General features: G+C 48.1%; 26 protein-coding genes. 12 read left to right on the top strand and 14 right to left on the bottom strand.

Going from position 1 to position 25,476, the window contains the following annotated elements:
* Nucleotides 1-2: 2 nt before the first annotated feature.
* Together DN062_RS04775 and DN062_RS04770 are read left to right on the top strand one after the other, a co-directional pair.
* Nucleotides 3-1,025 carry an aspartate carbamoyltransferase catalytic subunit gene (locus tag DN062_RS04775; protein WP_112158069.1) on the top strand — a complete coding sequence of 341 codons (1,023 nt, stop codon included), beginning with the start codon at nt 3-5 and terminating at the stop codon, nt 1,023-1,025.
* The gene (locus tag DN062_RS04770; RefSeq protein ID WP_112158067.1) at nt 1,022-2,299 is read left to right on the top strand and encodes a dihydroorotase; all 1,278 of its coding nucleotides are present in this window, start codon (nt 1,022-1,024) and stop codon (nt 2,297-2,299) included. The genes DN062_RS04775 and DN062_RS04770 overlap by 4 nt, the downstream gene beginning before the upstream one ends.
* Nucleotides 2,300-2,390: 91 nt before the next feature.
* On the opposite strand, the gene DN062_RS04765 is transcribed toward DN062_RS04770, so the two are convergent.
* Both DN062_RS04765 and DN062_RS04760 read right to left on the bottom strand, forming a co-directional pair.
* Nucleotides 2,391-3,569 (bottom strand): PilT/PilU family type 4a pilus ATPase, encoded by a 1,179-nt coding sequence (locus DN062_RS04765; RefSeq protein WP_112158065.1) that lies wholly within the window; start codon nt 3,567-3,569, stop codon nt 2,391-2,393.
* Nucleotides 3,570-3,594: 25 nt separating this feature from the next.
* Nucleotides 3,595-4,629 (bottom strand): type IV pilus twitching motility protein PilT, encoded by a 1,035-nt coding sequence (locus DN062_RS04760; protein ID WP_036508078.1) that lies wholly within the window; start codon nt 4,627-4,629, stop codon nt 3,595-3,597.
* A 90-nt stretch (nt 4,630-4,719) separates the two neighbouring features.
* Here DN062_RS04760 and DN062_RS04755 point away from each other — a divergent pair, with 90 nt between their 5' ends.
* From DN062_RS04755 to hemW, 8 genes are all read left to right on the top strand, one after another.
* Nucleotides 4,720-5,403 (top strand): YggS family pyridoxal phosphate-dependent enzyme, encoded by a 684-nt coding sequence (locus DN062_RS04755; RefSeq protein WP_112158063.1) that lies wholly within the window; start codon nt 4,720-4,722, stop codon nt 5,401-5,403.
* 48 nt (nt 5,404-5,451) lie between these two features.
* Nucleotides 5,452-6,285 (top strand): pyrroline-5-carboxylate reductase, encoded by an 834-nt coding sequence (proC, locus tag DN062_RS04750; RefSeq protein WP_112158061.1) that lies wholly within the window; start codon nt 5,452-5,454, stop codon nt 6,283-6,285.
* Nucleotides 6,286-6,410: 125 nt separating this feature from the next.
* Nucleotides 6,411-6,947, top strand: coding sequence for a YggT family protein (locus DN062_RS04745; protein WP_112158058.1), 537 nt, complete (start codon nt 6,411-6,413; stop codon nt 6,945-6,947).
* Between the two features lie 52 nt (nt 6,948-6,999).
* Nucleotides 7,000-8,154 (top strand): homoserine O-succinyltransferase MetX, encoded by a 1,155-nt coding sequence (metX, locus tag DN062_RS04740; protein WP_112158056.1) that lies wholly within the window; start codon nt 7,000-7,002, stop codon nt 8,152-8,154.
* Nucleotides 8,151-8,741: a methionine biosynthesis protein MetW gene (gene metW, locus DN062_RS04735; protein WP_112158054.1), complete on the top strand. Its 591-nt coding sequence runs from the start codon at nt 8,151-8,153 to the stop codon at nt 8,739-8,741. Before metX ends, metW begins: the two co-directional genes overlap by 4 nt.
* A gap of 19 nt (nt 8,742-8,760) precedes the next feature.
* Nucleotides 8,761-9,216 carry a DUF4426 domain-containing protein gene (locus tag DN062_RS04730; RefSeq protein WP_112158052.1) on the top strand — a complete coding sequence of 152 codons (456 nt, stop codon included), beginning with the start codon at nt 8,761-8,763 and terminating at the stop codon, nt 9,214-9,216.
* A complete protein-coding gene (gene rdgB / locus DN062_RS04725) occupies nt 9,216-9,833 on the top strand; it encodes an RdgB/HAM1 family non-canonical purine NTP pyrophosphatase (protein ID WP_112158050.1) in 618 nt (205 codons plus the stop codon). The genes DN062_RS04730 and rdgB overlap by 1 nt, the downstream gene beginning before the upstream one ends.
* Nucleotides 9,830-10,969 carry a radical SAM family heme chaperone HemW gene (hemW, locus tag DN062_RS04720; protein ID WP_239995710.1) on the top strand — a complete coding sequence of 380 codons (1,140 nt, stop codon included), beginning with the start codon at nt 9,830-9,832 and terminating at the stop codon, nt 10,967-10,969. Before rdgB ends, hemW begins: the two co-directional genes overlap by 4 nt.
* A gap of 32 nt (nt 10,970-11,001) precedes the next feature.
* On the opposite strand, the gene DN062_RS04715 is transcribed toward hemW, so the two are convergent.
* From DN062_RS04715 to DN062_RS04675, 9 genes are all read right to left on the bottom strand, one after another.
* The gene (locus DN062_RS04715) at nt 11,002-11,736 is read right to left on the bottom strand and encodes an HAD family hydrolase (protein ID WP_112158045.1); all 735 of its coding nucleotides are present in this window, start codon (nt 11,734-11,736) and stop codon (nt 11,002-11,004) included.
* Nucleotides 11,729-12,643 carry a tyrosine recombinase XerC gene (gene xerC / locus DN062_RS04710; RefSeq protein ID WP_112158043.1) on the bottom strand — a complete coding sequence of 305 codons (915 nt, stop codon included), beginning with the start codon at nt 12,641-12,643 and terminating at the stop codon, nt 11,729-11,731. Before xerC ends, DN062_RS04715 begins: the two co-directional genes overlap by 8 nt.
* Before the next feature lie 4 nt (nt 12,644-12,647).
* Complete coding sequence (locus DN062_RS04705) at nt 12,648-13,367, bottom strand: DUF484 family protein (RefSeq protein ID WP_112158041.1); 720 nt, start codon at nt 13,365-13,367, stop codon at nt 12,648-12,650.
* Nucleotides 13,364-14,194, bottom strand: coding sequence for a diaminopimelate epimerase (gene dapF, locus DN062_RS04700; protein WP_112158039.1), 831 nt, complete (start codon nt 14,192-14,194; stop codon nt 13,364-13,366). Before dapF ends, DN062_RS04705 begins: the two co-directional genes overlap by 4 nt.
* A gap of 13 nt (nt 14,195-14,207) precedes the next feature.
* Complete coding sequence (gene lysA, locus DN062_RS04695) at nt 14,208-15,470, bottom strand: diaminopimelate decarboxylase (RefSeq protein ID WP_112158037.1); 1,263 nt, start codon at nt 15,468-15,470, stop codon at nt 14,208-14,210.
* 8 nt (nt 15,471-15,478) lie between these two features.
* Nucleotides 15,479-15,592: an LPS translocon maturation chaperone LptM gene (lptM, locus tag DN062_RS04690; RefSeq protein WP_081763694.1), complete on the bottom strand. Its 114-nt coding sequence runs from the start codon at nt 15,590-15,592 to the stop codon at nt 15,479-15,481.
* 204 nt (nt 15,593-15,796) lie between these two features.
* Complete coding sequence (locus DN062_RS04685; RefSeq protein ID WP_112158035.1) at nt 15,797-16,600, bottom strand: ChbG/HpnK family deacetylase; 804 nt, start codon at nt 16,598-16,600, stop codon at nt 15,797-15,799.
* Entirely contained in the window at nt 16,597-16,968 is a 372-nt protein-coding gene (locus DN062_RS04680) for a GtrA family protein (RefSeq protein ID WP_112158033.1), read from the bottom strand. Before DN062_RS04680 ends, DN062_RS04685 begins: the two co-directional genes overlap by 4 nt.
* The gene (locus DN062_RS04675; protein WP_205126657.1) at nt 16,965-17,993 is read right to left on the bottom strand and encodes a glycosyltransferase family 2 protein; all 1,029 of its coding nucleotides are present in this window, start codon (nt 17,991-17,993) and stop codon (nt 16,965-16,967) included. The genes DN062_RS04680 and DN062_RS04675 overlap by 4 nt, the downstream gene beginning before the upstream one ends.
* An 85-nt stretch (nt 17,994-18,078) precedes the next feature.
* On the opposite strand from DN062_RS04675, the gene waaA reads away from it, so the two are divergent.
* A complete protein-coding gene (waaA, locus tag DN062_RS04670) occupies nt 18,079-19,356 on the top strand; it encodes a lipid IV(A) 3-deoxy-D-manno-octulosonic acid transferase (protein WP_112158031.1) in 1,278 nt (425 codons plus the stop codon).
* On the opposite strand, the gene DN062_RS04665 is transcribed toward waaA, so the two are convergent.
* Nucleotides 19,335-20,843 (bottom strand): glycosyltransferase family 39 protein, encoded by a 1,509-nt coding sequence (locus DN062_RS04665; protein ID WP_112158029.1) that lies wholly within the window; start codon nt 20,841-20,843, stop codon nt 19,335-19,337. The two genes, waaA and DN062_RS04665, sit on opposite strands and share 22 nt — an antisense overlap.
* Nucleotides 20,844-20,852: 9 nt before the next feature.
* Entirely contained in the window at nt 20,853-22,610 is a 1,758-nt protein-coding gene (gene msbA, locus DN062_RS04660) for a lipid A export permease/ATP-binding protein MsbA (protein WP_112158027.1), read from the bottom strand.
* Nucleotides 22,611-22,720: 110 nt separating this feature from the next.
* Between msbA and lpxL the strand changes: the two genes are divergently transcribed.
* On the top strand, nt 22,721-23,638 hold the full coding sequence (lpxL, locus tag DN062_RS04655; RefSeq protein WP_239995709.1) for an LpxL/LpxP family Kdo(2)-lipid IV(A) lauroyl/palmitoleoyl acyltransferase: 918 nt from the start codon (nt 22,721-22,723) through the stop codon (nt 23,636-23,638).
* On the opposite strand, the gene asnB is transcribed toward lpxL, so the two are convergent.
* Nucleotides 23,635-25,476 (bottom strand): asparagine synthase (glutamine-hydrolyzing), encoded by a 1,842-nt coding sequence (gene asnB, locus DN062_RS04650; protein WP_112158025.1) that lies wholly within the window; start codon nt 25,474-25,476, stop codon nt 23,635-23,637. The genes lpxL and asnB overlap by 4 nt on opposite strands.

Genomic DNA, 25,476 nt, shown 5'->3' with positions numbered 1-25,476 from the left:
CTATGTTACCTAGAGAATATTACGACGCTATTCAGTTAACGCCTGAGGGTCAACTTAAACACTTTTTGACCATTGAGGGTTTGCCCCCGCAACTCTTGACTGAAATTTTAGACACGGCGGATTCATTTGTTGATATGAACGCCCAACAGGTCAAAAAAGTTCCGTTGTTACGTGGCAAAACCGTAGCAAACCTGTTTTTTGAGGCAAGTACACGCACACTATCGACCTTTGAGCTTGCCGCTAAGCGCCTATCTGCCGATGTTTTGAACCTGAACATCAGCACCTCTTCGACCTCGAAGGGTGAAACCTTAAAAGACACGCTCATGACGCTACAAGCCATGCATTGTGATATGTTTGTTGTTCGTCATTCCGCCAGTGGTGCAGCTCACTTCATTGCTCAGCATGTTACGCCAGACGTTGCCGTCATTAATGCAGGGGATGGCCGTCATGCCCACCCGACACAAGCCATGCTTGACATGCTGACGATACGCCAACATAAAGGTGACTTTAAAAACTTAAAAGTCGCGATTGTGGGCGACATTTTGCACTCACGAGTAGCGCGCTCCGAAATTCACGCCCTACGGATCCTTGGAGCAAACGAAATTCGCGTTATCGCCCCTGCAACACTCTTGCCTAAACACATTGAAAGCCTAGGCGTCAAAGTCTTTACCGAAATGTCACGCGGCTTAAGAGATGTGGATGTTGTCATCATGCTCAGATTACAACGAGAGCGTATGCAAACAGCTCTTTTACCCAGTGAATCCGAGTTTTACAGCCTGTATGGTCTCACAGAAAACAAACTGGCCTATGCCAAGCCTGACGCCATCGTCATGCATCCAGGGCCGATCAACCGCGGGGTTGAAATTGAATCGCGCGTGGCCGATGGCCCCCGCTCTGTGATTCTCAATCAAGTCACTAATGGCATTGCTGTGCGTATGGCCGTGATGTCGATGGCGATGAGTGGCCAACTCAACACCCAATCCTCTTCGTTCACTGAGTCTTCAGCAAGGACTGAATCCCTATGAATATTGTTATTGAAGGTGGACGTATCATAGATCCTGCTCAAAAGATCGATACGATAGCAAATCTCTACATTCATCAAGGTGCAATTTTGGCCATTGGGCATGAACCACCCGAAGGCTATTTCGCAGATGAGACACTCGATGCACACAATAAAATCGTCTGCCCTGGCCTGATTGACCTGTTCACGCACTTACGCGAACCTGGTGCTACACAAAAAGGTAGCATTGCCAGCGAAACGGCTGCCGCTGCCGCAGGCGGCATTACAACACTCTTAACATCGCCCGCCACCTCACCGATTGTCGATACACCAGCTGTAGCGGAACTGATACAAGACCGAGCGGCAGATGCAGGCTTTGTACGCGTCCTGCCCATAGGAGCGCTAACACGTGGTCTCCAGGGAGAACAACTGGCGCCGCTTCACGCTCTAACGCGCTCTGGGTGCGTCGCCTTTACCAATGCACGTTTACCGATGGTGGACAGCTTAGCGTTATTACGCTGCCTAGAATACGCCGCAACCTTTGATTTGCTCGTGATCTTCCAAGCGCAAGATGCAGGTTTAAGCCGTAAAGGTTGCATGCATGATGGTGCTTCTTCTGCGCGCATGGGACTTGAAGGCATACCAGAAGCCGCAGAAACCATTGAGGTCTCGCGGTGCTTACTGTTAATTGAGCAGACTGGAGTAAGAGCTCACTTTGGACAACTGTCTTGTGAACGCTCGATTCAACTAATTGATGCAGCGCGCAAGCGTGGGTTACAGGTCACGGCGGATGTCGCCATTCATCATCTTCTTTTATGCGACGAAGATGTCAACGGCTTTGATTCATCCTTGCATGTTCAACCGCCATTACGCAGCCCGCTGGACCGTGCCGGATTGAGACAGGGCTTGGTAACTGACACCTTGTCGGCGATTTGTTCAGATCACCAACCTCTTGATGTCATTGCGAAACAAGCCCCTTTCTCGGAGACTGAGCCTGGCATCAGTGGTCTCGAAACGCTTTTACCTTTGAGTTTAAAGCTTGTGGAGCAAAAGCTCATTGAGCTACCGCAACTGATTGAGAAGCTGACGTTTGGGCCTGCTAAAATCTTAGGACTGGATAGTGGAACCTTGCAGTCAGGCGTCCAAGCCGACGTGTGTATTTTTGATCCAGAGGTAAGCTGGACTGTAAATGATCAGAGTTTATTGTCCATGGGTAAAAACACGCCTTACTACGGACACACCTTAAAGGGTCGTGTTGATTGCACACTCTTAGGTGGACGCATCGTCTTTAAGCGTTAAAGCGCTCACGACTGAAGCAGATCCAAATGGAATAACGACACATTAAAAAGGCGGCCCTAAATGGAGCCGCCTTTTCATCAAACAAGCCGCCTTACATCTTACGAACGGTAGCCTGCCCTGTTAAATTCATGTCATCATCTTCTTCTTGCAGTGTAAAGAGTGTTGGAATGAGTTCGTCTTCCACTCCTCCTTTTGCCTGAGTAATAGTGTCTGACCCAAGCTTAATGCTCAGTCTGAGATCATTCGCAGAGTCTGCATGCGTCAAGGCGACATCGTAAGAGATCACCCCTTCCTTGTAGAGATGGTACAAGGACTGATCAAAGGTTTGCATACCAAGGTTCGTTGACTTTTTAATCACATCTTTAATTTCGTGTACAGACCCTTTACGAACCAAGTCCTGAATCAAAGGCGTGTTAATCATCACTTCTATGGCAGCTCTTCTCCCCTTACCATCAACCGTGGGGAGCAATTGCTGCGCAACCACCGCTTTCAGGTTGAGCGATAAATCCATCCAAACCTGATCATGCTGTGCTGACGGGAAGAACGAAATGATGCGATCTAACGCCTGGTTTGCATTATTCGCATGCAGGGTTGCCATGCAAAGATGCCCTGTTTCGGAAAAATTTAGACCATACTTCATCGTGTCCGAATCACGTATCTCCCCCATCAAAATAACATCTGGCGCTTGACGCAAGGTGTTTTTCAACGCGACTTCATAGGATTCAGTATCTAGCCCTACCTCACGCTGAGTCACAATGCTCTTTTTGTGGTTATGGATATACTCGATAGGGTCTTCGATGGTAATGATGTGTCCAGCATGATGCGTGTTCCGGTAATCAATCATTGAGGCCAATGAAGTTGATTTACCCGTTGACGTCCCCCCTACAAACAAAATGAGTCCACGCTTAATCATCGACAAATCTTTAAGAACAGGTGGCAAACCCAGCTCTTCGAGTGTCGGAATATAGGTATTAATACGTCGCATCACCATTCCAGGGGTATTGCGCTGTACAAAAGCACTCACACGAAAACGACCTATGCCCGGAGCGCTAATGGCAAAATTACACTCATGCGTCCCTTCAAACTCAGCCAACTGTCGGTCATTCATGGTACTGTAGACCAGCTTGCGGGCTTGGTCAGGCTTTAGCGCCTCTTTGGTCAATGGCTTAATGGTGCCATCGACTTTGATCGCTGGCGCTGCGCCAGCCGTCACAAACAGATCCGAAGCTCCACGATCCGACATGACTTTGAGTAACTGTGTAAAATCCATTATCAGATACCTTTACTCTCTGAACTCAGAAGGATGCCGGGCTATTTGCTTTTTCACGCGCGGCATCACGCGAAATAATTCCTTTACTCACCAACTCAGATAAAGACTGATCCAATGTTTTCATTCCAAAGGCCGCCCCCGTCTGAATTGCAGAATACATCTGCGCCACTTTTTCTTCACGAATCAGGTTACGAACCGCAGGCGTCCCTACCATGATTTCATGGGCTGCCACTCGACCACCTGAGAGTCTTTTCAACAAGGTTTGTGATATTACACCCTGTAGCGACTCGGATAACATTGAACGAACCATGGATTTTTCAGCGGCAGGGAAAACGTCAACAATACGATCCATCGTTTTCGCGGCGGATGTGGTGTGCAGCGTTCCGAACACAAGATGCCCTGTTTCGGCAGCCGTGAGCGCCAAACGTATGGTTTCCAAGTCACGCATTTCACCAACTAGAATAACGTCTGGATCCTCACGCAAAGCGGATCTTAGCGCATTAGAGAAACTATGTGTGTCTCTATGCACTTCTCGTTGGTTGATCAAACACTTTTTACTTTCGTGAACAAACTCGATGGGGTCTTCGATAGTCAGAATATGATCTGAGCGGGTGTTGTTGATGAAATCAATCATCGCCGCCAGCGTTGTACTCTTACCCGACCCCGTCGGGCCCGTTACTAATACAAGACCACGGGGTTTACTCGACAGGTCTTGGAACACTTTGCCCAAGCCTAAGTCGTCCATGGTCAATACGCGACTGGGTATCGTTCGGAAAACCGCTGCAGCCCCTCGATGCTGATTGTAAGCATTCACACGAAAACGAGAGAGTTTAGGAACCTCGAAGGAGAAATCGACCTCTAGGTTTTCCTCATACTCTTTCCTTTGCCTATCATTCATGATGTCATAGACAAGTGTGTGAAGTTGTTTGTGGTCCAGTGCGGGTAACTTAATACGGCGCACATCGCCATCAACACGTATGACGGGAGGCATACCAGCGCTTAAGTGCAAATCCGATGCACCTTGCTGTACAGCAAATGATAAAAGTTCTGTAATATCCATAAGTATCGAGCTCGCAGCGACTTCCATTAATATATTTGGATGAATCCAGAATAACCCGATTAATCCGGGTACAACAAGCAGATTTTAATCATGACTATAATAGCAGAGAAAATCCAGAAGGTACGTAGTGATATTGATAATGTTTGTCTAGCATGTCATCGGGATCCCAAATCTGTATTACTGCTTGCCGTAAGCAAAACTCGGACCGAAGCCGAGATACGCACAGCCTACGAGTCTGGACTGCATGCCTTTGGTGAGAATTACCTCCAAGAAGCTCTTGAAAAACAAAAACTTCTATCCGACCTTAAGATAGAATGGCACTTTATTGGCCCCATACAATCCAACAAAACACGGGCGATTTCTGAGCATTTTGACTGGGTTCATAGCGTTGATCGCCTTAAAATTGCAGAGCGTTTTTCTTCACAACGCCCTAGCCATTTACCGCCACTCAATGTATGTATTCAAGTGAATATTAGTGGTGAAGACACAAAATCGGGTTGCAATCCTGACGAGGTGCCCGCATTGGCACAGGCTATCGCTAAGCTACCCGGTATTTGCTTACGTGGTTTAATGGCCATTCCTGAAGTAGAGCCTGATCCAGAGCAGCAGCGCACCACCTTTGCCAAAGTTCGAGCGCTAATGACTCAATTACAAGCTGAAGGACTTGATTTAGATACACTTTCTATGGGAATGTCAGGAGACTTAGCTGCCGCCATCTACGAAGGAAGCACAATCGTACGCGTGGGCACTGCTCTATTTGGGCAACGAACCTAATTTGCCAAGGTATCCTCCCTCTAATTTTCGAACACAACTGGAGTGCATATGACCTTATCACCACCCTCTCGCATCGTTTTTATTGGTGCAGGCAACATGGCCCGCGCCATCATCTCGGGATTGTTAAAGCAAGGTATTCCTGCTAACAGTATCACGGCATGCGAGCCATCTTTAGAAAAACTACAAGACCTTGCTGAACTTGGCTTAGACGTTTCAACCAATAATGTCGAAAGTGCAGCTAAAGCTGATCTTCTGATCTTGGCGGTTAAGCCTCAGGTCATGAAATCCGTGTGTACCCCCCTTCATGCGGCTGTTCAAGCTCGCCACCCCATCATCATGTCCGTCGCTGCTGGCTTACGGCTTGAGGCATTTGAACGCTGGTTAGGCCCAGACTTAGCGATGGTTCGTTGCATGCCAAATACACCCTCTCTAATCGGAAAAGGTGCCAGTGGCTTATTTGCTAACTCGCAAGTGCAGCCAGCACAAAAACAGATGGTCGAGCAAGTGATGGCCGCGACTGGGCTAGCACTATGGGTCAATAGCGAAGATGAACTTGATGCCGTGACCGCCGTGTCTGGATCGGGGCCTGCCTACTATTTTTTGATGATGGAAGCCATGATCAAAGCCGGTAAAGCTCTCGGCTTATCTGAAGAAAATGCGAAGGCATTAACCTTGCATACCGCGTTAGGTGCAGCTGAAATGGCCACATCCAGCGACGTTTCTCCTGCTGAGCTACGTCGCCGTGTGACGTCGCCAAAGGGGACAACAGAGCAAGCAGTTTTAAGCTTTCAAGACCATCAATTTGAGCAGATCGTTGGGCAAGCGATGCACGCCTGTCATCGTCGAGCAAAAGAACTCGCCGTTGAGCTTGGAAATAACTAAGAACGGTTCATTCAGTCTTAGAAAGACTCTATACTTCGATCTATTATTGGGAAACCCACTGATACTAAGTGGGTTAATTTTAACCGCTATTTGTTAGCGATCGCCGTCTAAGACAAGGGTAAAGCATGGATCCGATATTTCTGATCATACGCACCATCGGTGAAATTTTTGCATTTATTGCGATTTTGCGCTTTTTGCTTCAAGCCGCTCAGGCCGATTTTTACAACCCTATTTCGCAGGCTGTAGTGAAATTCACTCAAGTGCCCGTTGCCCCAATTCAAAAGATTTTACCCAAGGCCGGACGTTTTGATTTTTCACCTTTGGTCTTGGCATTTTTAATTAAACTAATCACCTTAGTGGTTCTTGTCGCGCTGTCCAGCAACGTTGGCCTTGATATACTTACACTCGCATTATTTGCGCTGGTAGGCGTCATCGACTCTCTCTTAAGCATGATTTTCTGGGCCACCATTGGCTCGGTGATTATTAGCTGGGTAGCACCTGGTTCTCCACACCCGGCTCCACAGATTTTACTTCAGATTACTGAGCCTTTGTTTGCGTTAGTCAGGCGCGTACTCCCCTCAATCGGAGGACTGGATTTATCACCTATCGTTATTTTCTTAGTCATTCAAATTATTCAGTCGCAACTGCCTCGTGTGATGTGAAGCTCACAAACTTTTTTGTGTTTACTTCATCATCACAATACAGAGATTGATTATGCCCACTGAAATTCCACATGACTCCGTGGGTCTGGTTAGCCCCCAGACTCTTCGCTTTGACACCCCACTGACACTGGCGTGCGGGCGCACCCTTGACCATTATGAACTGGTCATTGAAACCTACGGCACACTCAATGCCGATGCATCCAATGCTGTTTTAATTTGCCATGCATTGTCAGGTCACCACCATGTCGCTGGGTACCACTCAATGGATGATCGTAAACCTGGGTGGTGGGATTCAGCCGTTGGCCCGGGAAAAGCGATAGATACCAATCATTTTTTTGTCGTTGCACTTAACAATCTTGGTGGCTGCCATGGTTCTACTGGTCCAAACAGCCAGAACCCCGCAACTGGCAAGCCCTATGGTCCTGACTTCCCGATCGTTACCGTCATTGACTGGGTACACAGCCAAGCTCGATTGGCCGATAAACTGGGTATTTATCAATGGGCTGCTGTGGTCGGAGGCAGTCTCGGTGGCATGCAAGCCTTGCAATGGTCAATGACCTATCCAGATCGTATACGCCATTGCATCGTGATTGCGGCAGCGCCCAAACTCAGCACACAAAATATTGCGTTTAATGAAGTGGCACGACAAGCGATCAGCAAGGATCCTCAGTTCCATAACGGCCATTATTATGAGCACAACCAAGTACCCAAAACAGGGCTCATGCTTGCACGAATGGTCGGCCATATCACCTACCTCTCGGAAGATGGTATGAGAGAAAAATTTGGGCGAGAGTTACGCTCAGGTAAAATCAACTTTGATTTTCACCCGCAATTTCAGATTGAATCCTATCTGCAATACCAAGGTGAGCAGTTTTCAACGGCCTTCGATGCCAATACCTACTTGTTGATGACCAAAGCACTGGATTACTTTGATCCAGCGGCCGACTTCGATAACAACCTTACGCTTGCCTTGTCTCAAGCTCAGTGTCAGTTCTTTATTGCGTCGTTTACCACTGACTGGCGCTTTTCTCCAGAGCGCTCCAGAGAAATCGTCGATGCCTTAATCGATGCAGGAAAGGATGTCTGCTACACAGAAATTGAAGCGGCTCACGGACACGATGCGTTTCTAATCCCAATTCCTCGTTACATGGAAGTCTTCAGCGCCTATATGAAACGAGTGCGCACAGGTGGAGGACATACATCATGAGAGCCGACTTAGAAATCATTAGAGAGTGGATTCAGCCTAATTCACGCTTGCTAGACCTTGGCTGCGGCGAAGGCGAGTTACTTGAATACTTGATCAAAGAAAAGCAAGTAAAAGGCTATGGCATCGAGATCAACCCAGACAATATCACCTCTTGCATTGAAAAAGGGGTGAACGTGATTGAAAAAGACATCGATAAAGGCCTAGTCAGCATCCGCAATGGCAGTTTCGACACGGTCGTCATGAGTCATGCCCTGCAAACGATGCACCGCCCCGATTTAATCGTTGAAGAAATGCTACGCATCGGTAAAGAATGCATCGTTACCTTCCCGAACTTTGCGCATTGGCGAGTCAGAAGCTACCTCTCCGTTCGCGGTAAAATGCCCGTATCAAAGTTTTTGTCCTATACTTGGTATAACACGCCCAACATCCACTTTTTCACATTCAAGGACTTTGAGGAACTCTGCGTCGAACGCAACATCCATATATTGGATCGAACCGTAGTGGACCATGAACATCGCCACCGTTGGTGGATTCATTTATGGCCCAATATGCTCGGTGAAATTGCTATTTATCGTATTACTCGTTAAAATCCCGGGGACAAAATTCATGTTCGACAACAACGCTTTCTCTAAAAAACTGGTTACGTTATTGCTTGGCACGGCCCTCTCCATGAGCCTTCATGCTGAGCAAATGTTTAGCGATGACCGTTATGAAATTCATTACAACGCTTTTAATTCAACATTTGTAACAGCCGATGTTGCCGCGCGTCACGGTCTAACACGAAGTGGCAATCGTGCCCTGATGAATGTTGCCATACTCGAAAAACTAGAAGATGGCACAACACAGCCAACCACAGCCGTTGTAACAGCTCAATCCAGCAATCTACTTCAGCAAGTTCAGGATATCACTTACCGCCAAGTAACAGAAAGCGATGCCATTTATTACTTGGGTGAGTTTCGCTTCACAAACGAAGAGCTTTTGAACTTCACACTCAGTGTACAGCCAGACCCTAATCAACCCGCCTACCAGATTCAGTTTCAACAAACCTTTTATCAGGACTAATCGTGAAACCATCAAAAATCGTGCTTGCTAGCAGCAATGCTGGCAAGCTGAAAGAGTTCTCCGACATGCTCGCCAACTTCCAAATCGAAGTTGTGCCACAGTCACAATTTAATGTCTCAGATGCCGAAGAAACGGGGCTTAGCTTCGTCGAAAATGCCATTATCAAAGCTCGCCATGCCTGCCAGCAAACGGGACTGCCCTCTCTCGCAGATGACTCGGGCTTAGAAGTAGATGCCCTAAACGGAGCACCAGGAATCTACTCAGCACGCTACAGCGGCCCGAATAGCTCAGATCTGCGCAATGTCGACAAACTCCTACTGGACCTGCAAGCGATACCTGAACCTCTTCGAACGGGCCGTTATCAATGCGTGCTGGTGTTTATGCGCCACGCCTTAGACCCTACCCCTTTAATCTGCCAAGGCAGCTGGGAGGGTAAACTCCTCTTCGAACCAAAAGGACAAGGTGGATTTGGTTACGATCCTATTTTTTACTGCCCAGAAATGCGTTTAACCGCTGCTGAAATGAGCGCTGAAGCTAAACACAGCGTAAGCCACCGAGGGTTAGCGATGAATGCGCTTGTCAGTCAACTGAATCGCTGGCTAGGTGTTCCTGCGTGAAACGTCCCCCTCTATCTTTATATATTCATATTCCTTGGTGCGTGCGCAAGTGTCCTTATTGCGACTTCAACTCACATGCCGCAAAACAACCACTCCCTGAACAGGAGTATGTAAACGCCTTGCGAGAAGACCTCGCGAATGAACTGCGCTTACTCGACGAGCCATCGAGTTTGCATTCTATTTTTATTGGCGGCGGTACTCCGAGCCTCTTCAGTGCAGAGTCTATTGCCGCGATTTTAGAAGATGTTGATCGTCAAATGGGCATTGCTTCAACGACAGAAGTCACGTTAGAGGCCAATCCAGGAACATTTGAGCAGGAACGTTTTAAAGGATTTAAAAAAGCGGGCGTTAACCGTCTATCGATTGGAATTCAAAGCTTTAATGATCTGCACCTACAACGTCTAGGCCGAATACATTCCTCCGACAATGCTATTAATGCAGCCACGCACGCTCGTACTATTTTTGATAACATCAATCTTGACTTAATGCATGGCTTACCGGAGCAGACAACAGATCAAGCTCTGGCCGACTTAGAACAAGCCATCGCCTTGGAACCGGATCATCTTTCCTGGTACCAGCTAACCTTAGAACCAAACACCGAGTTTCATGCGCGCCCACCCACATTGCCCTTGGATGAAGCCCTCTGGGAAATTCAAGAATGCGGACAGGCCTTATTGGCCAAATCAGGTTATCAACAGTATGAAATCTCAGCCTATGCACGTGCAAATAAGCTGAGCCAACATAATGTTAATTACTGGCAGTTTGGGGACTATTTAGGGATTGGGGCGGGCGCTCATGGAAAAGTAACACAAGCTTCAACACAAGGTTTGAGCATTTCACGTCATAACAAGGCACGACAACCTAAAGCCTATCTCAACCCAATGACGCGCATTGCAGAGCGCACGCAGGTCGAAACCAGTGATCTCGCCTTTGAGTTCATGCTCAATACGCTAAGGCTGCATGAAGGCGTTCCGACTCAACTCTTGCTAGAGCGAACAGGGCTCAGTCTTGACACGCTTGAACCACGGTTAAAGATGGCACAGGCAAAAGGCTTACTTCACCCTTATGAAACTAGGCTAAAGCCAACTCAACAGGGCCGACTCTTTTTAAACGACCTATTAGAGATGTTTTTATAATCTCTAGTAGGTCGCTCCACAAAATCCGTTGGTTATAAAATATGCCGCTTACCCGCTTTCTGCGCTAGAGACACCACCGCCGTGACGATCTGATCTAAGCTCACAACCTCGAAATCAGCTCGTGTTCCACCTGGCCAAGGCACTTGGTTTATGTTTACCCAGATTGTCCGCATGCCAATATTTTGTGCGGCTTGAACGTCATTAATGGGGTGATCTCCCACATGTATAACCTGATCTGCGCTAAGCTGCATGTGATGCAGGGCTTTTTCGAACATAAGAGGATGTGGCTTCGCTTGTCCAACGTGATCCGCATTGTATTGAAAGTCAAACACATCCGCTAAGCCTGTTCGCTTAACTTCGGCGTTGCCATTGCTCAACGCACCAATCATCATTCCTTGGTCGCGTAACGCCTCTAACATTGTCCGAGCATGTGCAAACAATTCAACTTCGTGCCGAGCATGAATAAAGGCTTCAAATGCATTCCTAGCGTAATCTATCGATTGTTGCTCAGAATAACCGCTACTTTTTAAACATTCCTCAAGTAACTTTAATCGTATTTGAGTGACACTGTGGGCTATACCGGGGTACCTGGACAATAAATCGGCTCGCAAGGGTGAGCGTTCACTTAAATCATGAAGTGAGTAGGTCGAAGTGAAAGCAGGGGCATTAGCATCTAACCACTGCCAAAGTGTCCGATTGGCATGCTCAATCACAGGGTCTACCGCCCAGAGCGTATCATCTAAATCAAAGGTCACTGCCTTAATCATCTGCCTTCCTCCTTGCTCGTGGGTGAGCTTGTTCATACACACTCATCAGATGCTGAAAATCAAGATGGGTATATATTTGGGTTGTGGATATATCTGAATGGCCCAGCAGCTCCTGCACCGCTCTAAGGTCATGGCTGGATTCAAGGATATGGCTTGCAAAGCTATGCCGTAAACGATGCGGATACACCTGCCCTTGAGTCCCTTTTATACGCCCCCAATGGGCAAGACGCAGCTCGACTGAGCGTGTCGATAAACGACGGCCACTCTGACTCACAAAGATTGCATCTTCTTGAGATTTAGCCCACAGAGGCTTAATTTTCAACCAATCCGTTAAGGCTTGCACCGCCAAACGTCCAATTGGCAATACACGTGTTTTTTGTCCCTTACCCAGCACACGGACACTGGCATCCGCCAAATCAACATCCTGCTGATTCAGCTGAACCAACTCAGATACACGCAAGCCTGAAGAATAAAGAAGCTCCATCATCGCAAAGTCTCTTAGCGTAAGGGGCTCATCATCTGGGCGTTTGAGCAATTCGTTTAGCTGATCAGGGTCGAAGGTTTTGGGTAGACGTTTAGAGGATTTCGGTGCTTGGATAGCCAAAGCAGGATTGTGAGAAACCCAATTCTCTCTGACTAAAAAACGATAAAAACTACGCAAAGCGGATAGAAGCCGATGCAAACTCCGTCCTGATACGCCTTGCCCATGCAAGACGCTGATGATATTGCGCAGTTGCTTCTCGGTTAAAGAAGCCCAGCCCGACAACTGTTCTAACTCTAGTTGCTCATATACCTTGGAAAGATCTCTAAGGTAATGTTTCACTGTATGGACAGAGTAATGCTTCTCAGTCTCGAGATAGCGTTTGAACGCTAATTGCCATAACGCATCCGTCGATGAGTCTGACACGTGATTATGCCTGAGGTTGCTGTAAAATATGGGCAACCACTCGACTTAACACCTCACCCACATAACTCAAGAAAAGTGTACCTTGACTGCTTTGGAAGTACTCCGCATCAAAACTGCCTATCGCTAGCAAGCCCAACGTATCGCCCTTAACTAACGGAACAACCGCTGCGGACAAGACACGTGGAGCATTTTCTTGGAACAAGAAACGGTTCATCGCCTCACTGAGACGTCCGCAGCTAGGCAAACTCGTTTCAATTAATGGCTGAACAATGCTGCAATCGGCCTTGGACAACATACGCAAACTGTTTACATTCAGTGGTTTTTCACTAAATAACAATAAACGTGCGTCATCACCATAAAAGTCTTGGCATAGGCTTTCTTCAATCGCTATCGCAACATCGTCTAACGTCTGCGCTTCCAACAGCGCCAGCACCATACGCTTAGTCTTATCAAACTGAATATCATTATGCCGTGCGATATCAATCAACTCAGACAAATGCCCATGCAGCTTTTGATTGCGTTCTCTTAACAAGGATGTCTGCCGCTCCACTAAGGAAACCGCAGTACCGCGTTGATGAGGGACATAAAGCTTCTCTAGCAACCATGCATGTTCTGAAAAGAAATCAGGATGGTTGGATAGATACTCAGCGACCTGCGTTGCACTCAGTGATTGACTCTGTGCGACAGGTTTACTTTTAGACCCCGCTAACACTTCTTTGCTCATAGATACACCTGCCCTTCAAAAACAGTTGTTGCAGGCCCTGTCATCATCACAGATGCCCCATCGCCACGCCAGCCAATATACAGCTCACCACCCGGTAAAGATACTTTGACCTGGGCATCAAGAAGACCTCGCAAACGGCCAGCAACAACCGCCGCACAAGCACCTGTTCCGCACGCCAGCGTTTCACCAGCTCCACGTTCAAACACCCGCAAAGCAATGTGAGAACGTGAAAGTACCTGCATAAACCCCACATTGACACGTTGAGGAAAACGAGGATGACGCTCAATCAGCGGACCTAGTGTTTTAACTGGGGCCGTCTCTATATCATCCACCACGAGTACCGCATGCGGATTCCCCATCGAAACAGCTGACAACTCGTAGGAGGTCCCCTTCACATCTAGGCTATAGACTGGGGCCTGAAGCTCAGCCGCAAAGGGAATTTCTACCGGATTTAAGCAAGGGGCTCCCATGTCAACTTCAACCAGACGGTCAGGCAACATTTTTAGAATTGCCTTACCTCTTGCTGTCTCCACGGCTATTTCATCTTTAACCGTCAAGCGCTTATCTCTGACGAAGCGAGCAAAACAACGAGCACCGTTACCACAGTGCTCCACTTCAGAGCCATCTGCGTTGTATATCCGATACCGAAAATCCAAATCAGGGCGTGTGGGCGGTTCAACCAGCAATAATTGATCAAAGCCAATGCCCGTGTGACGATCGGCCAAGCGTCGAACCGTCTGCTCACTTAAACGAACACGCTGTGAGACGGCATCAATCACCATAAAATCATTACCGAGGCCATGCATTTTGCTAAAACGAACGAGCATTAGCGGCCTCCACTTAACGATCAATAGGGAGAATAGACTCCCCTTTAAAAAGATCAGCTACTTGCTCACGCTCACGCACCAAAAACACTTGGTCGTCATCCACCATAACTTCGGCAGGACGCCCGCGCGTGTTGTAGTTAGACGCCATTACAAAGCCATAGGCGCCCGCCGAACACACCGCCAATAAATCACCAGCTTGAAGATTCAACGAGCGGCCTTTGCCCAAAAAGTCGCTGGTTTCACACACAGGCCCAACCAGATCCCATAACTTCGCAGTATCTGGCGACTCTTCTGCCATTGTCACCGGAATAATTTCTTGATACGCGCTGTACAGAGCAGGTCGAATCAGATCATTCATTGCGGCATCAATGATGGCGAAGTTTTTTTCGCCGTTTTGCTTGAGGAACTCGACACGAGTCAATAGCACTCCGGCATTGGCAACAATGGAGCGACCGGGTTCAAAAATTAATTGTATCGGACGATCTCCCAGACGCTCTAACACCTTACTGATGTACTCTGAAGGTGTTGGTGGAGTCTCGTCGGTATAGCAAACCCCCAGACCACCGCCTAAATCCAAATGATGAATGCGAATGCCATCTTCATTCAGTTCATCGATCAACGACAATAAACGATCCATCGCATCTAAAAAGGGATCCATTTCTGTTAATTGACTGCCAATATGGCAATCCATCCCCACGACCTCAACGGCATCTAATGCCGCCGCGCGGCGATAGACCTGACGTGCGTGATCGATATCAATACCAAACTTATTTTCTTTCAAACCAGTGGAGATATAAGGATGTGTGCCCGCATCAACATCGGGATTCACTCGGAACGAAATGCGAGCAATTTTACCCATATCTTTGGCAACTTGGTTCACACGATCCAACTCAGCGTCGGACTCAATGTTAAAGCAGAAAATTCCAACGTCTAAAGCCCGTTGGATTTCATGCGCTTGCTTACCCACACCTGAAAAAACGATTTTCTCAGGCTTGCCGCCTGCCTGCAATACGCGCTCCAGTTCACCCAATGACACAATATCAAACCCAGCCCCCAAACGAGCTAGGATATTCAAAACAGCAAGATTGGAGTTCGCTTTTACGGCATAACATACCAAGGCATTTGTTTGCTCAAGTGCTTGTGCATAACTTAAATATGCACGTTCGATGGCATCACGCGAATATACATACAAGGGTGTACCGTAGTCACGCGCCACATCAGATAACGCGACCTCTTCGCAATGCAAGCGGCCATCTAAATATTCAAAACTGTCCATTACAAATCTCACTGTGGCTGTTGAGTCTCAGGGGTACTTTCAGGCATATATAAAGGCCCCTTTTGTCCGCAAGCACTCAACAGCAGGAACCCTGTAAACAATACCGGCCATAATCGTTTCATGTTTGGCAATCCTCAGGGTTGGGTTCTATAAACGGGTGATTATAACCTGATGCTCTGCCCTTGACATCCTCTCGGCGCTACAAACGAAGATAATGGGTATGGCAATTGTTTTGGGCGATCTGTTTTGAGGCAATTTCTCGAAGCCCATCATCTTCGCACCCACCTAAAGCTATTCGAAAACGTGACCAGAACTTTTGATTACCCTTACTCTTGACCTGTCGTAGGTGTGAGACTGGGCTTTGTCGCGAGCAGGATTGATAAATTTGACATTAGCGTGTCAAACTCAGATCCAGAAAGATACGAAAGCTCCTTTTGCCGAGTCAGTGCCAACCCTAGCGCATTCGCCTTCGCACGTCCTGGATGACACATCACCACACACCCATCCGCAACACTCTGAAACCACTGCTCGATTAAAGACGGAAAATCCGCATCAGGCAATAGCGAATAAAGGCCCGCAAAATTCTTTGATAGCGGAATAGCTCTCTCAGATGCAGCCGCCGAAAACCCTTTTGACATCACACCTAAAATAATGGCTTTCAAGCGTGCATCATGACCGTAAATGGATGGATTCACTTGGCGAACCCAAGGGGTGGATTGAGGGTAGCGTTTCTGAATTTCATCTAACACCACATCGCGAATACCTCTAAAGACATGCACATGTTGATGGCCATCGATAAAATCCGGAGGAGCGCCCCAAGCCTTCTCAAACTGATCGCATTGATAAACGAACTGCTCTCTGACCCAGGTTAGATCCAGTTGACTTAACATCGACTGTTTCATCAGCCTCACCAAGGGTATGCGATGTTCAAACTCCGTTAAATTAAAATGCAATCCTACCGCCGTTGAAGACGCAAAAGGCGTTAACCGCTTGGCATCAGATTGCCAACGAGGTAAAGATGTCATGCAACTGACCGCAGACAAACGTGTATTTTCTACTAGGTCAAGAATGCCATCACTAACCTCAGCCGACATACCAAAGTCATCTGCACACAGGACAATTGATTTCATGATGCAAACGCCCACAAACGACTCAATATAAACGTCATGACCGCTACAACCCCCAACACAATGAGTAAAGCAATATCATAGGATAAAGATGTGAACGTTAATAACGCTGCATACATGGCTTCATTGACTAAAAAGCTCGCCAAGGCAACACCCGCAAAACGCACAAAGGTTTGACGATGTGACACAGAAACCGCTTTAAACGTGAAATAACGGTGCCCAAAATAACTGACGTTAAACGCAACCAGAAAGCCCACAACATTCGCCCACAAGGGCATCAATCCCATTGGAACCAGGATAAGGACAACACACCAGTGCACGATCAAGGCACTTACACCGACACCTGCAAAGCGAAAAATCTGTACTATCATAATGATGTAGAGTCCGCCTGAGTCTCATCGTCCTTGGGCTCTACCTGCACAGGACGTCGGTAGTCTGAAATAAGATAGACAGGTCGTCCTTTTACCTCCGAAAAAATACGTGCGACGTATTCCCCTAACACGCCGACAGATAAAAGCTGTACTCCACCCAAAAAACCTATCCCAGCGACCAATGTCGGCCAGCCCGGCACATCCGTACCCAAGATCAATGTACTGAGTACCACGATCACCGCATAACTCATCGCCAATAGAGAAACGCTGGCTCCAATAAACATCCAAATACGAAGAGGCGCGCTACTAAATGCCGTAATCCCCGTGAGCGCCAAGGAGGATAAACGGCGAATGCCAAAGCTGGTTTCACCGCTAAAGCGAGGATTCACCTTAAAAGGGACTCCGATGCTGCGAAAGCCAACCCACGCAAACAATCCTTTCATCATGCGTTTACGTTCAGATAAGGAACGCAGAGCCCTCACTACTTTTGCATCCATCATGCGAAAATCCCCTGCATCGGGCTGGATTTCCACATCGGCACTTTTACTCAGCATGTGGTAAAACGCACGTGTTAACTTACGCTTGACCATTCCCTCATCCGAGCGATCGGCACGTACGCCGTAAATCATGTCATAGCCTTCTAGCCAGCGTTGATAAAAAACTTCCAGCATTTCGACGGGGTGTTGCATGTCTGAGTCCATGATGATGACCACATCCCCCTCGGCATAGTCTAACCCTGCACTCATCGCGGCTTCTTTACCAAAGTTTCTGGATAAACTCAGCAGTGAAACAGGATATCGCTCGCTGAGCGCTAAAACAGTAGCTTCGGTTGCATCTCGGCTGCCATCATCAACGACCAGTACCTCAAAACGATCCGACAGTTTTGGCAGGATTTCACATAAAAGCGGAACCATTTCTTTAAGGTTGTCGGCTTCGTTATAAGCTGGCAGGATACAGGTAATCAACGGTGTTGGTTGGCCGCTTCTTGGCGTAAGCATTGAGTGGTTTGACGTAATCTCTGACATGTAAAAGGCCCAATTTGCATTCAGCGTAAGCGGTTAATGGTAAACTATTCTTTTATAACGCATCACAGGCAACTCAGTAAGTCATATGGCACGCTTTTTTTATAATTTGGTTTTACATCTGCTGCTACCTGCAATTCTATTCAAGCTCTGGTTAAGAGCTCGAAAAGCGCCGGCCTATGCTCATCGTTGGACTGAACGCTTAGGGAAGGTTCACTTTCCGGCTTACGATCAGCCACCGATTTGGATTCATGCGGTGTCCGTGGGTGAGGTTCAAGCTATCTCAACCTTTGTAAGGCACTGCCTGATCGAGCATCCATCCACTCCGATTGTCATTACAACCATGACGCCAACAGGTGCCGAGCGCGTCAAGGCGTTATTCGGAGACCAAGTCACCCATCGCTACTGCCCTTACGACTTCCCATGGGCCATGCAGCATTTTGTTCAAGCACTTAAACCACAACTTTGTCTTATTGTTGAGACCGAGCTTTGGCCTAACTTGCTTCACGCTTGCCAAGTATCAATGATCCCTGTGATCTTGGCAAATGCCCGTTTGTCCGAGCGCTCGGCAAAAGGCTACGCAAAATTCAAAGGATTAACCCGGTTTATGCTGGATCGCATCACTCATATCGCCGTGCAAAACCACGAGGATGCCGAGCGTTTTGCCCAACTTGGAGCACGCCAAGACCGCATGAGCGTTATCGGAAGCATCAAGTTTGATGTCGAAATTGACCCGGAATGGTCACACAAAGCCACGCAGTTTAAACAAGCCTGGGGGGCCGAGCGCCCAGTTATATTGGCAGCCAGCACTCATGATGATGAAGAAGCCCTGCTGCTCAGCGCATTTGAGCCTCTTCACCACCGCTACCCCGATCTTCTGTTATTAATCGCACCGCGTCATCCTGAGCGCTTTGATGCCTGTGCAGAACTTTGCGAACGTAGCGCTTTTAAATGGCGAAGGCGTAGTGAACACTCACTGATTGACGCTGACACCCAAGTGTTTCTGATTGATCGCTTAGGTGAGCTGATGCCTTTTTGTAGCGCGGCCGACATCGTTTTTATCGGGGGCTCTTTAGTGGAAAGAGGTGGGCACAACCCACTTGAGCCCGCCATGCTCGGCAAACCCGTCATTATCGGCCCACACACATACAACTTTGCACTTATCACGAAAGAGTTAGCCAACATGGGTGGATTGGTGCAAGTGTCCGATCACTCCACACTGATCAAGGCGCTCGAAAATTGGCTAGATCACAAAAGCCAGCAGCTGCATGCAGGGCAGCAAGCACGTGCTTACGTCGAGCAACAGCAAGGCGCGTTAGACAAACTCAAAAACCTTGCTTACGTTTATTTGTCATCAAACGCATAGCAGCCACTCTCAGGAAGCATCATGATCCAACTTAGCTGCAAAGGCTCCGCCTGAATACCCGGCCATTCCAAGGCTACCTGCCCTGTATGATGCTTTAAACCCGCTAGAGCAGACATCCACTCATGGTTAGGCGCCTGTGCCGCACCTCCACGCCAAACGAACACTGCACCTTGCTGCTGCACGTCATCGAGTGTCACCCAAGGTGAATACCGGAACTGGCCCTCAATTAATACAGAGGGACGACTTGGCACCCTAAGTGATACCAAACCTGCTAACCAATAATCACCGACCACCAGAGTTAAAGGACAAGATGTTTCCTGCTCCCATGCACGTTCAAGCTCGACGGCAATGGCCTTGTCTGGCCAGTGGATTCGAGACGGCTTGTCTTTCAAATACGGAATAATCGCCAAATCCAAAAGCCTCAGCAACGGCAATACTAAAATAAACACCGTAAAGGTTTTTAGAATCCTTGAAGCCTGTGCAGACGTGAAGCTTTTTGGTAAGAAAAATGCCACCAATAGGCCCGATACACTCCACATAGGCGTGCCCCACATGTCGCGCAGCCCCGTGCCGGTCATCATCGCAACGAGAGTGGTTAAAAGCGCAGGGCCAAGTCCAGCCCAAAGCAGAAAACGCAGAGCTTCATGTTCAGGCTTAACCGACCAATAGCGCCGCCCAAGTAATCCCATGGCGGCCAGTAATAGCAGGATAAATACATGATCAAGGAGCTGAACAGCAATAAACTTCAAAGGTCCGACAACATGTGCTTGTAGAGCACTGGTGGTATTCGCCCTATCTTGCATATAAGTCAAAGGCAGAAAATCGTGTTGTACCAACCAATACAGATGAGGCGAGAAAACCAGCGACAGCACGAGGATCGCCAACATCACCTGCCCTGAGAAAATCCGTTTTCTTAACGGCGTCTGCACAAGCATGTAGATAAAGAAGGTCGCCACTAACACCACAATGACATATTTAGTGAGCAGGCCTAAACCCACGCACACACCTAAGGCAAACCAGTCTAAGTAGCGCCAATGCGTAATGCCGCGATGAAAAAAGAAGATAGCCGCCGCCCAAATCGGCATTTGGGCAACATTGTGATTGTATTCAAGCGTAGGCCAAGTGAAATAGTACACTCCCATTAACAGGAGTGTACCCAGCAAAGCTTGCTGAGTACTTAAGAGGCGCTGCCCCAATCGCCAGGCAAAGAAAGCGGTTAGCAGTATATTCAGCTGACTGAGTAGAAAAGGCCCTAAATCCGCGAATAGCTGCCAAGAAAGATGAACCAACCAAGCGGGTAAAGGAGGATGTTTATAGTATCCCCACTGCCACTCTTTGCCCCAAAATAAGCCCTCGACCACGTCTAAGGGCAAACTGTAGGATGCCATCCAAGGCAAGAGCGTCCATAAACACGCATGCAAAAACCAAAGGCCGGTAACGGCAAAGCCCAGAGATGTGGACGCTTGCAACTTATCCTGTTGATTCATTTTTCCGCATCACATATCTGAAAACTGCATATTGTAAAGCGTGGCATAACTGCCTCCTTTCGCAAGCAGTTCCGCATGAGAGCCTTGTTCGACCACCTGTCCATGCTCCATCACTAAAATGCGGTCTGCACGCTCAATCGTGGATAAACGATGTGCAATAATCAACGTGGTGCGATCTTGAATCACACGCTCTAACGCAGTTTGAATAAAGCGCTCCGACTCTGTGTCCAGTGCCGACGTTGCTTCATCTAAAATCAATAATGGCGCATCTTTAAGAATCGCTCGAGCAATCGCGATGCGCTGGCGCTGGCCACCGGATAACAGAAATCCATTTTCACCGATAATCGTATTGAGCCCCGCGGGTAAACGATCCGCAAACTCAGACACCATGGCCGCATCGGCCGCCGCACGAATTTCGGCCTCCGATGCATTGGCAAGCGCCCCATAGGCGATATTTTCAGCAATTGTTCCTTCAAACAGTACCACGTGCTGATTCACTAAGCCTATTTGGCTGCGCAGACTGCTCAACCAATAATCCGATAAGGGTCGATCATCGAGCAGAATTTGCCCCTGCTCGACATCAAAAAATCTAGGCAGTAAGCTGGCCATGGTCGACTTTCCACTGCCCGAGCGCCCTACTAGGGCAACAGTCTCACCCGGTTCGATGACAAAACTGATGTGCTTCAATGCGGGCTCTTCACTGCGCGGATAGATGAATGAGACATCACGAAACTCAACCTTCCCCTTTGCATGTGTAAGCTTAACCGTGCCGCGATCCACTTCCGGCTTTTCATCAAACAACGAGAAAAAGCTTTCAGCCGCCGCGATGCCTTTTTGGATGGTGCTGTTCACTTCAGTGAGCTGACGGATAGGCTTCGCCATAAAGGAGGCTGCAGAAATAAAGGCTATAAAGGCTCCTGTTTGCATGGACTCAAGCAGAGAGGGTGACATGGCGATATAGGTTAAGAGAGCAACAACCGAAGCCACCAGCATTTGTACAATGGGGGTGGAAATAGATTGCGTCACCACCATTTTCATAAACTGACGACGATTGCGCTCAGATACTTTGATGAAGCGCTCACGCTCTGCTTCCGCGCCACCAAAAATTCGTACCACCTGGTAGCCTTTAATCGCCTCGGAAGCGGCTGTTGAAATATCACCCACGGAACTTTGTATTCCATGGCTCAAGCGCCTTAAACGCTTAGATGCCAACGCAACAACCGCACCCACCAAGGGAGCAACCAATACAAAAAGGAGGGTTAACTTCCAATTAAGATACAGCATGTAACCAAAGAGACCTACTACGGTTAAGCCCTCTCTGACGATTGTTTTTAGTGCATCGGTTGCGGCACCCGTCACTTGCTCAACGTTATAGGTTAACCGAGACAAGAGTTCTGCTGACGAGTGTTGCTGATAAAACGAACAAGGCAGCACCAATAAATGATCAAACATCTGGCACCGCAAACGATTAACCAACGAGCGTGCAACATAGGAGAAACCATAGTTACCGAGAAGAGTCCCTGCACCACGGACCATGAAAATTAAAATAATACTCAGCGCCAACCAACCCCTTTCAGAAAAGTTGTTGGCTTCGACTGCATTAATAAAAATCTCTAACCATTTGGCTGCCGCGGTTTGAGTAGCGGCATAGAGAACGAAACCAAACAACGCGAGAGAGAACATTGGCCAGTCCCCCTTCACGTACTGCATTAAGCGACGATAGACTACCCAACCATCGGAAGAATCTTTTATTAACTCTTTTTGCATAGACTTCTCTGTTAGTTAATCACACAAACGGCCTAGTATAACTGCACCTTCGGCGGATATCAGGGTAGAATAAGATTAAATTGCGATAAATCAGTGGAAAAGTGGCCGTCGTGACTGAAAAAAAACCTTCTTTGCGTTCTTCTTTAGCCCTTTTACCCACCCGTTTATGGGTCGGGCTACTCCGTCTTCTTGTCCGTTTACCCTACTCTGCTCAACTGATCTTGGGAAAATGGGTTGGCCTAGGATTGTACTTTTTAGCACGTGATCGACGTAATGTCACTGAGGTCAATGTTCGACTTTGCTTTCCTGAACTCAATTCTGAGCAGCAAAAGAAATACGTTCGAGACATTTTTATGAATAACGGCATCGGGATTTTCGAAGCTGCCATGTCGTGGTGGGCACCCGATGCCTGGTTTAAAGACCGAGTGACCCTAATAGGCACAGAACATCTCGAGGAGGCGCTGGCTGAAGAGAAAGGGGTGATTCTTTTAGGTGCTCATTTTTCGACGCTCGACATTGGCGGACTGCTCTTTTCTTACTACTATCCCGTCGATGCCATGTATCGAAAAAACAATAACCCACTTTTAGAAGACGTCATCACTCGGGGACGCTTACGCTTCTTTAAATCGGCTATTGAGCGTTCAGACATACGGACAGTTATTCGTAACCTCCGTAAAAATCACATTATCTGGTATGCCCCAGATCAAGACTTTGGGATGCATCAATCCGTTTTTGCACCCTTCTTTGGTGTTCCTGCTGCCACCATAACGGCCACCTCGCGCATGGTTAAGCTCAACGGCTCACCCATTTTGATGCTTGCGCAGCACCGCACGCCGGATAACCGCTATGAGTTAGAGATTTTTCCGATCCTTCGCCCTTTCCCAACCGGCGATGATGTCCAGGATGCAACCCTGATCAATGCTGAAATTGAAAAGGCTATACGCAAAGACCCCACTCAATATATGTGGGTACATCGACGCTTTAAGAGCCATCCAAAGGGCAAAAACTACCTGTATAAAAAGTCTTAAGTTGCTAGCAACCAATCGAGAGGATCGATGGAATACGGGGGGGCCAGTCCATCCCCTTCCAAGAACAACTTCGACCAGACGGCCAACTGCAAAAGCACTGCAAGCGCCTCGGCTAAAGACTTATCAATAGGCGCACTGCTCTGAAGCCGTAATGTCAGTTCCTGAACTTGGCAGACGTCTTGGATAATCGCGCTGCTTAACAAGGCTGATGCCAGCTTCTGGCGAGAAAGGCCTTGAATCCAGTCGGTCACGGGTACGCTAAACCCCTTCTTTTTACCCGATGCATTGAAGGCTTTTTGGTGCTGCTGTAACCAGGCTCGTGGCACCTGTTTGCCTAATCGTTGCTGAATTTTTAAATGTGCAGGTAAAGATAGACCCATTAGGACGAGTCGATGATCTAAGAAGGGCACTCGACCCTCAACGCCTTTAACCATTAGCATACGATCCGCTTTCAGCAGCAAATCGTCGGCCAACCAAGTTTGCATATCAACATATTGGCGTCGAGTTAAGGGATCTAAGCCCTTACCCGCTTGCCAAGCATCGATAAAGGGCTCACGCCAGTTTTGTTTCATCCCCGCACGGACCGAAGGAGACAACAACGCACTCAAAGACGCTTTATCAAAACGTCCCCGCGTTCTAAAACCACCCGTACCTGGCGTTTTTAACGCATGCCAAGCGCTCTGAAGCCAGGGCATGCGATATCGGCCGTAGCCTGCAAACACCTCGTCACCGCCTTCGCCCATCAACACGACCTTGTGCGAATGCGCCGCTGCATCCGCGAGCATTAAGGTGGGGAGAGAGGCAAAATCACCCATCAGCTCATCCATGGCCCAAATGCTATACACCCAGTGTTTAAATAGGTCGGAAGGATCCATACGAATTAACGCCAGCTCAATCCCAGAGGCATCTGCTGTCGCTTGAGCGGCATGCACTTCATCATGGACAGAGGTAGAGGGAAAGCCCAAGCTCCAAGCTTTAGGCCGACCCGATGACAAGGGTGTGCGCCCAAGTTGCGTTGCCAAAATACCCGAATCAACACCACCCGATAAGAACAACCCCACTGGCACATCTGAGCGTAAATGCTCGGTTAATGATTGCTGCAAACACTGATCAAATTGTTCAACTGCTTCGCCCATAGAGCCTTGAAAGGCTACTTGCGTGGCCAAGGCTTCAGATAAAGACCACCAGTTTCGCAGGGTCTGACGGCCTTCGGCATCCACATGCAGTGCTTGACCTGGCAATAGCCGCTTAATCGAGGCGAAAGCCGTATCAACACCTGCATTAAAGTTAATTTGCAGAAAGCGCTCCACCCCCGCAGCCTGCATTTTGACAGTGTTTAATAAGGGAAGTAACGCCTTGATTTCAGACGCAAAGGCAATCCCATCCTTCAATTGAAGATAGTACAAGGGCTTAATACCAAAGCGATCCCTGACCAACAGTAGACTTCGCTCAACTCGATCAAATACTGCAAACGCAAACATTCCGTTCAGCTGGTCAATAAACGCCTCAGGAGCTCGTGCAGCCAAGGGCAAAATCACTTCGCAATCAGACCCCGTCAGGAACTCAGCTCCTTGCTGCTTCAACGCCGCTCGCAACTCTACGTGATTGTAGATCTCGCCATTGGCAACAAGTACATAGCGTTGATCAGGGCTTTTTAGCGGCTGCTGCCCTTGCTCTAAGTCGATGATGGAGAGACGGGCATGGCCTAAGCAAACATCGCGGTCGTCAAAGATACCTTGCCCATCCGGTCCTCGGTGCTGCAAACGCGTTAGCATTTGCGCCACTCGGGTCGAGTCGACCGAATGATTAGGCGTATAGATACCGACAATCCCGCACAT

This window comes from Nitrincola tibetensis (assembly GCF_003284585.1).
In the GTDB taxonomy this organism is placed as follows: Bacteria; Pseudomonadota; Gammaproteobacteria; order Pseudomonadales; family Balneatricaceae; genus Nitrincola; species Nitrincola tibetensis.
This window is presented reverse-complemented; position numbering and strand designations above follow the sequence as displayed.

Bases quoted from the DNA above. Each gene is read 5' to 3' on its own strand.
- asnB (WP_112158025.1), bottom strand. From the start codon at position 25,476: ATGTGCGGGATTGTCGGTATCTATACGCCTAATCATTCGGTCGACTCG.
- DN062_RS04765 (WP_112158065.1), bottom strand. From the start codon at position 3,569: ATGGATTTTACACAGTTACTCAAAGTCATGTCGGATCGTGGAGCTTCG.
- metX (WP_112158056.1), top strand. From the start codon at position 7,000: ATGCCCACTGAAATTCCACATGACTCCGTGGGTCTGGTTAGCCCCCAG.
- msbA (WP_112158027.1), bottom strand. From the start codon at position 22,610: ATGCAAAAAGAGTTAATAAAAGATTCTTCCGATGGTTGGGTAGTCTAT.
- DN062_RS04755 (WP_112158063.1), top strand. From the start codon at position 4,720: ATGACTATAATAGCAGAGAAAATCCAGAAGGTACGTAGTGATATTGAT.
- dapF (WP_112158039.1), bottom strand. From the start codon at position 14,194: ATGCTCGTTCGTTTTAGCAAAATGCATGGCCTCGGTAATGATTTTATG.
- lysA (WP_112158037.1), bottom strand. From the start codon at position 15,470: ATGGACAGTTTTGAATATTTAGATGGCCGCTTGCATTGCGAAGAGGTC.
- DN062_RS04715 (WP_112158045.1), bottom strand. From the start codon at position 11,736: ATGATTAAGGCAGTGACCTTTGATTTAGATGATACGCTCTGGGCGGTA.
- DN062_RS04775 (WP_112158069.1), top strand. From the start codon at position 3: ATGTTACCTAGAGAATATTACGACGCTATTCAGTTAACGCCTGAGGGT.
- proC (WP_112158061.1), top strand. From the start codon at position 5,452: ATGACCTTATCACCACCCTCTCGCATCGTTTTTATTGGTGCAGGCAAC.
- waaA (WP_112158031.1), top strand. From the start codon at position 18,079: ATGGCACGCTTTTTTTATAATTTGGTTTTACATCTGCTGCTACCTGCA.
- lptM (WP_081763694.1), bottom strand. From the start codon at position 15,592: ATGAAACGATTATGGCCGGTATTGTTTACAGGGTTCCTGCTGTTGAGT.
- DN062_RS04685 (WP_112158035.1), bottom strand. From the start codon at position 16,600: ATGAAATCAATTGTCCTGTGTGCAGATGACTTTGGTATGTCGGCTGAG.
- DN062_RS04770 (WP_112158067.1), top strand. From the start codon at position 1,022: ATGAATATTGTTATTGAAGGTGGACGTATCATAGATCCTGCTCAAAAG.
- DN062_RS04665 (WP_112158029.1), bottom strand. From the start codon at position 20,843: ATGAATCAACAGGATAAGTTGCAAGCGTCCACATCTCTGGGCTTTGCC.
- DN062_RS04675 (WP_205126657.1), bottom strand. From the start codon at position 17,993: ATGTCAGAGATTACGTCAAACCACTCAATGCTTACGCCAAGAAGCGGC.
- DN062_RS04760 (WP_036508078.1), bottom strand. From the start codon at position 4,629: ATGGATATTACAGAACTTTTATCATTTGCTGTACAGCAAGGTGCATCG.
- DN062_RS04680 (WP_112158033.1), bottom strand. From the start codon at position 16,968: ATGATAGTACAGATTTTTCGCTTTGCAGGTGTCGGTGTAAGTGCCTTG.
- DN062_RS04705 (WP_112158041.1), bottom strand. From the start codon at position 13,367: ATGAGCAAAGAAGTGTTAGCGGGGTCTAAAAGTAAACCTGTCGCACAG.
- DN062_RS04730 (WP_112158052.1), top strand. From the start codon at position 8,761: ATGTTCGACAACAACGCTTTCTCTAAAAAACTGGTTACGTTATTGCTT.
- metW (WP_112158054.1), top strand. From the start codon at position 8,151: ATGAGAGCCGACTTAGAAATCATTAGAGAGTGGATTCAGCCTAATTCA.
- DN062_RS04745 (WP_112158058.1), top strand. From the start codon at position 6,411: ATGGATCCGATATTTCTGATCATACGCACCATCGGTGAAATTTTTGCA.